The organism is Lolliginicoccus lacisalsi (genome assembly GCF_014841105.1).
GTDB lineage: Bacteria > Actinomycetota > Actinomycetes > Mycobacteriales > Mycobacteriaceae > Lolliginicoccus > Lolliginicoccus lacisalsi.
Window position 1 is genome coordinate 1 of the sequence record NZ_JACYWE010000016.1, and the last position, 9453, is coordinate 9453.

General features: G+C 65.3%; 9 protein-coding genes. All 9 read left to right on the plus strand.

Annotated features, from left to right (window positions below):
* Positions 1 to 73 precede the first annotated feature (73 nt).
* The 9 genes from HT102_RS15600 to HT102_RS15640 all read left to right on the plus strand — a co-directional run bounded on the left by HT102_RS15600 (position 74) and on the right by HT102_RS15640 (position 9131).
* Complete coding sequence (locus HT102_RS15600) at positions 74 to 889, plus strand: MlaE family ABC transporter permease (RefSeq protein ID WP_192040379.1); 816 nt, start codon at positions 74 to 76, stop codon at positions 887 to 889.
* On the plus strand, positions 886 to 1749 hold the full coding sequence (locus HT102_RS15605) for an ABC transporter permease (RefSeq protein WP_192040380.1): 864 nt from the start codon (positions 886 to 888) through the stop codon (positions 1747 to 1749). The genes HT102_RS15600 and HT102_RS15605 overlap by 4 nt, the downstream gene beginning before the upstream one ends.
* Positions 1750 to 3045 (plus strand): MlaD family protein, encoded by a 1296-nt coding sequence (locus HT102_RS15610; RefSeq protein ID WP_192040381.1) that lies wholly within the window; start codon positions 1750 to 1752, stop codon positions 3043 to 3045. It begins immediately after the preceding gene.
* The gene (locus HT102_RS15615) at positions 3042 to 4064 is read left to right on the plus strand and encodes an MlaD family protein (RefSeq protein WP_192040382.1); all 1023 of its coding nucleotides are present in this window, start codon (positions 3042 to 3044) and stop codon (positions 4062 to 4064) included. The genes HT102_RS15610 and HT102_RS15615 overlap by 4 nt, the downstream gene beginning before the upstream one ends.
* Positions 4061 to 5116, plus strand: a complete 1056-nt coding sequence (locus tag HT102_RS15620; RefSeq protein WP_192040383.1) for an MlaD family protein — start codon at positions 4061 to 4063, stop codon at positions 5114 to 5116. Before HT102_RS15615 ends, HT102_RS15620 begins: the two co-directional genes overlap by 4 nt.
* On the plus strand, positions 5117 to 6247 hold the full coding sequence (locus tag HT102_RS15625; protein ID WP_192040384.1) for an MCE family protein: 1131 nt from the start codon (positions 5117 to 5119) through the stop codon (positions 6245 to 6247).
* Entirely contained in the window at positions 6244 to 7275 is a 1032-nt protein-coding gene (locus tag HT102_RS15630; protein WP_192040385.1) for an MCE family protein, read from the plus strand. Before HT102_RS15625 ends, HT102_RS15630 begins: the two co-directional genes overlap by 4 nt.
* The gene (locus HT102_RS15635) at positions 7272 to 8552 is read left to right on the plus strand and encodes an MlaD family protein (protein WP_192040386.1); all 1281 of its coding nucleotides are present in this window, start codon (positions 7272 to 7274) and stop codon (positions 8550 to 8552) included. Before HT102_RS15630 ends, HT102_RS15635 begins: the two co-directional genes overlap by 4 nt.
* A 129-nt stretch (positions 8553 to 8681) precedes the next feature.
* Positions 8682 to 9131, plus strand: coding sequence for a hypothetical protein (locus tag HT102_RS15640; RefSeq protein ID WP_192040387.1), 450 nt, complete (start codon positions 8682 to 8684; stop codon positions 9129 to 9131).
* Positions 9132 to 9453: the final 322 nt, after the last annotated feature.

The window sequence follows — 9453 nt, forward strand, 5'->3', positions numbered from 1 at the left end:
GCCGCGGAGCGGGCTGGGAGCAACCAATGACCAGCGCGACCAGCGCCCAGGAAAGTCGAAATGAGGATCAGCCTTGACGGTTCAAGTTGTCTCTAGCAAGAAGGGACTGATCGCGGACGCGGTCAACGAGATCGGTGGTCTCGTGACGTTTGCCGCGCAAACATTCCTTACCGGACTGGCCGCGATTCTCCGCGGCCGGTTCCCGCTCGCCGAGTTCGTCGAGCAGACCGTGTTTCTCGTGCGTGTCTGCTTCTGGCCATCGCTGTTGCTGATGCTGCCGATCGGTGTGGTCATCGCCGTGATGATGGGTGGCCTCGCCGGTCGAATCGGCGCCGCCCAGTACTCGGGCGCGGTCGTGTCATTCGTGATCATCGGGCAGGCCGCGGCGCTGGTGACCGCGCTCATCGTGGCCGGCGTCGGTGGCGCTGCCATCGTGTCGGACCTCGGAGCGCGCACCATCCGCGAGGAGATCGACGCGATGCAGGTCATGAGCATGGACGTCGTTGAGCGCGTCGTCGTGCCGCGCGTCTTCGCTCTCGTGTTCGTCGCCCTGTCGATGTGCGCGATCGTGTCCTTCTCCGGGATCTTGTTCACCTATGCGTACCAAGTGGTCGGCGTGGGTGAATCCCAGGGCGGGTTCCTGCTGACGCTGCAGGCCTATGGCCGCACCACTGACTTCGTGATGGCGTTGTTCAAGTCGTTCTGCTTCGGCGTGGCCTGCTCCATCATCGCCGCGTACAAGGGCACGCAGACCCGTGGCGGCTCCTCGGGCGTGGCCAACTCGGTGAACGAGTCCGTCGTGATGATGTTCATCGCGGTGTTCGTCATCAACGTGGTCCTCACCCAGATGTACATCGTGGTCGTCCCAGCGGTTGGAGAGTACATATGACGACGACAGACGCAGGAGTACGGCTGAAGCAGCTATCCAAGGGAACCGTTGGCAGGTTGAAGGGCAGCTTCGAAGCTCTCGACGGCCACGTGATGTTCGGCGTGAAGATGTTCGCCGGCGTTCCCCTGGTGCTCACCCGGTACCGCAAGCACGTCATCACCGAGATCGGCAATATCAGCTTCGGCAAGGCATCGCTGCTGTCGGGCGGTGGCACCATCGGTGTCGTCGCGGGCATGGCCATCGTTGCTGCCGTGATGGTCTCGATCGAGATCCACCGCGCGCTCGGCCTGCTCGGCTTCACCGCGCTCTCGGGTCTCGCGGGCTCGATCGCCAACACCCAGGCCCTCGCGCCGCTGATCGCATCGCTTGCCATCGCGGCGAAGGTCGGAACGGGCTTCACCGCCCAGCTTGGCTCGATGCGCGTCTCCGAGGAGATCGATGCGCTCGACGTGCTCGGCGTTCCCTCGATCCCCTTCCTCGCCTCGGTGCGCATGGTGGCGATGCTGGTCATCATCGCGCCCGTGTACATGGTCGGCCTGCTGGGTGCCTACCTGGCATCACGCCTTGTCATCGTCAACATGCTCGGGGAGTCCTCGGGAACGTATGACTATTACTTCCGGCAATCCATCACCCCGGAGTTCTTCGCGTACTCGGTGCTGATGACAGTGATCTTCTCGATCCTGATCGCGGTGATCTGCTGCTCCTACGGATACAACGCCGGTGGCGGACCGGAAGGCGTGGGGCGCGCGGCCGGAACAGCGGTCCGCACCACGATCCTGACGATCGCGCTCGCCGCGATGGTGCTGATCTTCGGCCTCTACGGCCTGACACCAACGATTCCAGGAATGGGGCTTGAATAAATGAAGTCGATTCGTGGATTGATCATGGGCGTCCTCATTCTTGCAATCTCGGCGCTGCTGATCGCTCGTGGTGCTGGAGCGCTTGACCGATCGCCCAAGATCTACGTCGAGGTCCCGGCGGTGGTCGTCGGCGCCGATGGAACCAACAACGAGCCGGGCCTGCTGCTCGGCTCCAACAACGCGGTGCGCTTCGAGGGCGTCATCGTGGGACGCATGTCCAAGCTCGAGACTGGCCTCACCAACGACGAGGGCGAGACCTACTCCCTCGTGGAGATGCAGATCGACGAGGATGTCCTGCGCAACATGCCCGATGACACTCTCGTTCGTGTCGTGCCGCGCACCATCTTCGGTGACAACGAGCTCCACCTCGTCGCGCCGTACGAGCAGGCCGGGAACGGACGCTCCGCCTCCACCGTCGAGCCTGGCGAGACCATCGCTCTCGACACCGGCGACGAGGCGCAGCAGCTCTACAACGTCTACGAGAAGGTCATGCGCGCGGTGTATGAGCTCAACATCGACAAGTCCATCCAGGGCTTGCGCGAGCTGCGCGACGGCGTGGAAGGCCGCGGCGAGGACATCGGCAACCTCATCGTCCAGGGTGGCGATCTGCTCGAGTCCTTCCAGCCCATGATCGATGGGAACGTGATCCCGGACCTGCGCCGGGTCGCGGAGAACGTCGATTCGGCCCTGCCCGATATCGTCGACACCCTTGATCAGTCAGCAGTGCTCGCCGACGTCCTCACTAGCCGCGAAGCGGGCCTGCGCGACGTGTTCGTCTCCGGTGCCGCGTTCGCCGGCGATGTCGAGTCACTGGTGGCCGTGATCAAGGACGACACGATCGTCGTCATCGATGGCCTCGTCAGGACTGGCGGCGCCGTGAACCAGGGCGTGGGCATCGATGGCTTGCTCAACAGCCTCGGCGAGCTCGGTGGCGGCCTCGGACCTGCGTTCCAGGCCGGAAAGCTCACGATCACCCTTGTAGCAACATTCGAGGAACCCATGCCCTATACCCCAGCGGATTGTCCCCAGTACCCCGGGTTGTCATCGCCCACCTGCGGCCCCGCGACGCCGAGGACCACGAACCAGTCCGCGATGTCGGATCTCGTTCCGTTCTTCCCTGTCTCGGGCAACGTCCAGCAGCTTCCCGATCTCGATCCGCTCGCGGCGATCGAGCAGGAACTGGCGCGCACCATCCCGGGATTCACCCCGGCATCCGCAGCGACCGGCGCGCCTAGCGCCCCCACCGCGCTGATGCTCGGCCCCCTCGTCCGCGGAGCGGTGGTGGAGGTCCAGTGAAGCTGAGCAGAGGCGCCCTCATCGGGCTGGTCGTATTCCTGGTGCTCGTGCTGTTCACCACCTTCAGCGTGTGGCAGACCCTGAGCCCGCCGGTCGATGGCAGCGAGGATCGCTACGAGGCCGAGTTCTCCGACATCACCAGCCTCAAGCCCGGTGATGACGTGACCCTCGCTGGCGTGCGCGTCGGCAAGGTCCGTGGAGTTAGCTGGGAGCAGCAGGACGACGGTCGCGTCAACGCGGTCGTGGAGTTCGGCATCGAGGACCACATCGAGCTCACCGAGGCCGCCACCGCGCAGGTCAAGTTCGCCGACATGCTCGGTGTGCGCTACATGGGCATCGTCGATCCCGGTGGCGCGCCCGACCTCGAGCCGGGGGGACGCTTCCTCACCGAGGGCGAGCCGCCCACCGACGTGACGGAGCTGTTCAATGGCTTCCGTCCGGTGTTCCGGATCATTGATCCGCCACGGCTCAACGAGCTCGCGGCATCGATCATCGAGGCCCTCGATGGCAACACCGACGTCTTCGAGGCCATGCTGCTCGGCATGCTCGATGTGGCCAACGTGACCCTCGCGCGCCAGGCGGAGATCGAGGTGCTCGCCGAGACGCTGCCCGACGCCCTCAAGATGATCAACGACCGCAACGACGATGTCGCGGCCGCGATCGACGGCGTCGCGAACCTCACTGACAAGATGGCAAGCCGCAACCAGGACGTCATCGCGGTCCTCGACCAGGGCGGCTCCACCATGGACAAGCTCGCCACCCTCCTCGACACCACCATGCCTGACCTGCAGCGCAGCATCTCGGCAGGCACTGCGGTAAGCCAGGAGTGGAGCGCGAACAACGCCGAGTACGCGCAGCTGCTCGCCAGCCTGCAACGCGCGGCCAAGGCAGTCAACCACTACGGCGAATACGGATCCTGGATCAACATCTACATGTGTAACCTCACAGTTCGCGCTGGCAGCGCCGCCGTCGATCCGTTCTCGCTGGTCGGCGGAACCCAATCGGAGGTGTGCCGATGATCCGGTGGATCAAGAACCTCAACCAGCAACTCGTCGGCTCGGGCATCTCGAAGATCTACGTGACCCGGCCCGGGTTGATCGGCGTGGTGGCGCTGGCCATCCTCATCACGGTGCTACTGGTCGCCGCGTTCTTCCCCACGGCGGTGTACAACCTGCGCACCAAGGGCTACTCGATCGCGCTGGAGAGCTCCGGCGGCATCTCGGCGGGCGATCCGGTCTATGTCGCGGGTTACCCCGCGGGCCGGGTCGAGGCCGTGGAGATCGAGGGCGACGAGGTGGTTGCCGAGTTCCGCGTCGATCGCTCGATCGACCTGGGGGCAGCCACCGAGGGCGAGGTCAAGCTGCGCACCATCCTCGGTGCCTACTACCTCGATGTGCGGCCGAGCGGTGACGGCGAGCTCGCCGATGGGCGGATCCCGATGGAGCGCTCCGGCGTGCCGTTCAGCTTCGACGAGATCGCCCGCAGCGCGTACAACGCCACCCGGACCGATGACCCCGACCGGGAGACCATCGACTACCAGCAATTGTCCGATCTCGCCGATCTCGCCTACGAGTCCATCCCGGACCGGCAGCTCGCCGAGGAGGCGCTCAACGCGCTCGCGGACGCCGCAGCGGTCATCAACAACAACGGCGATCAGGTCGAGGAGATCCTCGAGCAGGGCCGCGACCTGGCGGTCCTCGTCGATGGCCAGCAGGAATCGATCGAGGTCCTCTTCGACCAGGGCGCAGTGATCTTCGGCACCCTGGGTTCGCGGGCCCAGCTCCTCAGCGGACTCATCACTGACCTCGAGACGGTCGCGGACCGGTTCAGCGAGCTGCTCACTGACGAGCCGGGAGAGATCGACACCCTATTGATCAACGTCCGGCAGGTCACGTCGATGCTGGCGTCGGAGGCTGATGCTCTCGACCGCAGCATGGAAGAGCTCGCTCCGGCGTTCCGCACGCTCACCGATGCCACCGGCAATGGCCCCTGGCTGGACGTGACGTTCCCGGCTGGCCCGCTCCCCGACAACTTGCTCTGCCTGATTGGCGCGATGGAAGGATGCCGATAAATGAGCGCAGATCCAAGCGTGCAGACCAAGGGCGGGAAGGCCGGCAAGCTGCTAGCGCTCCTGCTGGTCGCGGTACTCGTCATCGCTCTGGTGTGGTTCATGTTCGTTCGTGACAACCGCAAGACGATCTTCGCGGAGTTCGAGGTCGCCACCGGCCTCTACATCGACAACGAGGTCCGTCTCCTCGGCGTCGAAATCGGCAAGGTCACCGAGATCACCCCCTCGGAGCAGGGCGTGCTCGTCGAGATGAAGGTCGAGGACGATGTCGCTATCCCGGCGAACGTGAGCGGGCTCATCACCAACCGCACACTGGTCGCGGATCGCTACGTCGAGCTAGTCCTCCCGCCAAGGGAGGAGCGGTACGGGGACCTCTCCGACGGATCGACGATCCCCATGGAGAACACCGACGTGCCCATCGACTACGACATGCTGCTGACCTCGGCCAAGGATCTCGCGGACTCGCTCGCGGGCGAGGAAGAGCTCGGCAACATCCGCGAGACCGTCGAGAAGATGGGGGCCGCCTTCGAGGGCCTCGGGCCGGACGCGAACCGGGCCATCGCCGAGTTCGCCGGGGCCACCCGCACGCTCGCGGGCAGCTCCGAGGAGATCGACGAGCTTCTCGAGGTCTTCGGCCGCATCGCCAGGATGCTGTCCGATCGCGAGGCCCAGATCCGGCAGTTCACCACGTCGCTCACCGTCCTCGCGGCCGAGGCAGGCCGCCAGGACGTTGATCTCGGGAACATGCTCTCCCAGATCCGGACCATGTTCGATGAGGCAGACAGGCTCGTCACCGAGCGCGGTGGCGATTTCACCCAGTTGGTGCAATCCACGGACGTGCTCGCCAATGTCCTCGCGAGCCGGCAGATCGAGCTCGCTGAGCTCGTTGATATCGCACCCATGCTGGGCCAGAACGCGTCGAACGTCATCACGCCGGACGGCCGGGCGCGCATTCGCCTGAACATCTCATCGGACCTGCGGCAGTTGCCCGGCCTCGCCCGGCTCTGCGGCCAGGCGCCCGCGTCGTTCTGCACTGGCGCCGGGTTCACCAACCCGATCTCCTATCCGGTCAGCTTCTCCGATCCGCTGAACATAGGACAGCTCTTGAACAACGCGGCAGGGGGAGGACGATGATCAAGCCAGCCCGCAAGCTCGCGATAGCAGGATTGCTCATCATGCCCACGACCATGGCAGTGGCAGGCTGCTCGGTCGGCATGCAGAACATCGACTTCGATGCCATCCAGGGCAGGGAGGTGTATCCGCTCGAGGTCGAGCTCGAGACGGCGGACCTGCTCATGGTCGGCAGCGAGGTCCGGCTCGGCCAGCAGATGCTTGGCCGGGTGACCGACCTGAGCACCGACGTGGCCTCCGATGGGCGTCGGATCGCGGTAGCCAGCATCAGCCTTCCCGCCGATGTGGAGCTGCCACGCAACGCCACCATCACCGTGGAGCTGCCCAACACCCTCGGCAATCCGTACCTTCGGGTGCGCATGCCCGAGGATGAGGCACCGGCGGCGCCGTACCAGCCCGAGGAGCGTGTCCCGGAGAGCCAGACCTTCCGCGGGCCCGACCTCGAGAACGCGCTGGCCAGCCTCGCGATGGTGCTCAGCGAAGGCGGAGTGGGAAGCCTCGAGGTCATCGCCAACGAGATGGAGCTCGCCATCGGCGGTCGCGGCGACGATATCCGTCGCACGGTCGCGGCGCTGCGTGATACCGCTCAGATCCTCGAATCCCGCTCGGAGGATATCGATCGGATCCTCGTGGCAGCGTCGAACGCCTCCGCGCGGATCGCGGCGGAGCAGGAAACGTTCGACAACAGCCTCGACGCCGCGCTGCCGGTGTTCGACCAGTTGATCGACCAGTGGGACGAGATCGCTGATCTCCTGGCCCGTCTGGCCTCGATGTCCGGCGAGCTCGATCAGGTCATGACGGCCTCCGAGGCCGATCTCCTCGCGTTGCCGGCGGAGCTCGCGGAGCTGCTCGAGGCCCTCGAGCGAACCGATATCCGCTCGGTGATCGTGCCGCTCTCGGCTCTTCTCGACCAGCTCGATGACGCCCGGGCCGGCGACTACCTGCGCATCGATGCGGACGCCGATGTGCCGGAACTGCTCAATAATCTCGTAGTCGGTGGACAGCCGATCCAGACTGGAGGCGGACGATGAGACGCAGCACCAAGATCCAGCTCGCGCTGTTCATCGCGATGGCTCTGTTCATCATCCCGTTCGGTACCCGGTACGCGCTCGGCGCGCAGTTCCTGAGCCTCGGCACGATCGGCCTCGGTGATCGTCCCACGAAGGCCACGGCCTACTTCGACGATGGCCGAGGGCTCGGTCCGGGAACCGTGGTCACCTATCAGGGCGTGGTGATCGGCAAGGTCCAGGAGATCAAGCCCGTGCCGCCCGAGGATGTGCGTCGGGTCCAGACCGATGATGGCGAGGTCGTCCTGCCCGTGCAGGTGGATTTCCAGCTGGATCCCGGCATCGAGGTTCCGGGCAACGTCACGCCCGCCTCCACGATCCTCAACGTCGCGGGATTGGTGAACCTGGAACTGCGGCCGCAGGAAGGCGGCGTGGCGGGAGACACCCTCGCCGACGGTGACGAGCTGATCGTGGATCCGACCCTGCAGCGCGTGAGCTTCCGGGAAGTCCTGGTCTCGGTGAACGAGGTCGTCGACACTCTCGATGTGGAGTCGCTGAACGCCCTGCTGACCATGCTCGGTGACACCTTCACCGGGCGTGGCGATGACATCGGCGACATCATTGACAACGTGGGCGAGCTCGCCGACGTGTTCGACAAGCATGGCGAGACCGTCGACTGGCTCGGGACCGAAGGGCCCGCGACGATGGCGCTGATCGCTGACGCGTCGGACACCATGCCGTCGTCCTTCGCCACGTTCAACACCTGGACCCGCCAGCTCATCGAGGCGCGCCCCGATCTCGAGGCGCTCATCGATACTGGCCCGGGCTCCATGCGCCGGGTGGCCGACCTCATCGCGAGCAACGAGGCTGGCCTCGACAGCATGATGGACGGATGGGGCGATGTGTTGCCGGTCCTTGGCGATCGGGAGCCCGCGCTGCAAGCGCTGGTCAATGACTTCCCCGCTGGTCTCCGGGAAGTCGCGGGCATCGCCCCCGGGGGAGTGGCCCGCTTCGACCTGGTCGTGACCCAGGGGCCCGCGTGCTACTACGAGACCACGCGGCGCGCCGTTGCCGACACCAGCGATCGCGAGTCGAACAAGGCCGTGTTCTGCCCGCCAGGACCGGACCTTGCCCAGCGTGGTGCCGCTACGGCGCCTCGGCCGAATGGTCTCGGGCTCGTGGGCTACACTTCGCCGGGCCTCGCGGCAGGCCCAGTGATGGTGTCGGATCCGCTGATCCTCGGACCGGCCAGCCGTGCCGCGCTCGACGGAATGCGCAACGCTGGCGTGCTGCCGCGCTAGCTAGATGCCACGGGGGCGCTGGCGCGCCTCCCCGATTAAGGAGCTCCAGAAATTAATCAGTTCGACCACGACGCTCGGTCAACGACCAAGGACGGCAGGGGCCAGCGGCGGGGAGGTGCAGCGGGCTACGTGCTCGCTGCGCTCTTCGCTGTGATCGCCGCGGTGCTGGGCTTCCTCTACTGGGACGCCACTAGCAACGGCGAGGCCGCGCTGCGCGAGGAAGCGGTTGTCGCCGCTACCGAGTATGGGACACTCATCGGCACCTACGATCACTCTGATCTCAAGGCTAATGTGGAGTCGGTGCGCGCGATCTCGACCGACAGCTATGCCGAGGAGTACGAGACGATCTCCACGGAGCTCGAGGCTGCTGTCGCGGCGTTCGAGGCGACGTCCGTCGGTACGGTCACCCATGCCGCGGTCGAGTCCATCAGCGAGGATTCCGCGACCGTGCTGGTATTCCTTGACCAGGATGTGAACACCAATCAGCTCGAGGAGCAGGGCATCACCGTGAGCCGTCTCGTGATGACGCTGGCCCGCGAGGGCGATCGCTGGCTGCTCGACGGTGCGGAGCCCGCATAGCGGGACGCGCCGCTCTAGGGGACTGCCGAATGCCTGGTTGCCGATGCTGCAGCCAGGCATTCGGCGTGCTGCCGACCGCCGCTAGCACAGCGTACGCGTAGATAGTCGTTCACCTGCTGTTCGTCAACCAAGTGGGTCGAGAATTTTGTCCCCAATTTTGGGGGTTGTTGCGATGTGCTTCATCACTATCAAGTAACGTGCGGAGTCACGTGCATCGCATGTTGTGAGTTAGAGTGACGCCACCCACACTGTTCGGTGTTGTGGCCTAGCTGGGAGGTTCCGTGGGAGTCGAGGTCGCGGTCGAGGGTCTGACTAAGTCATT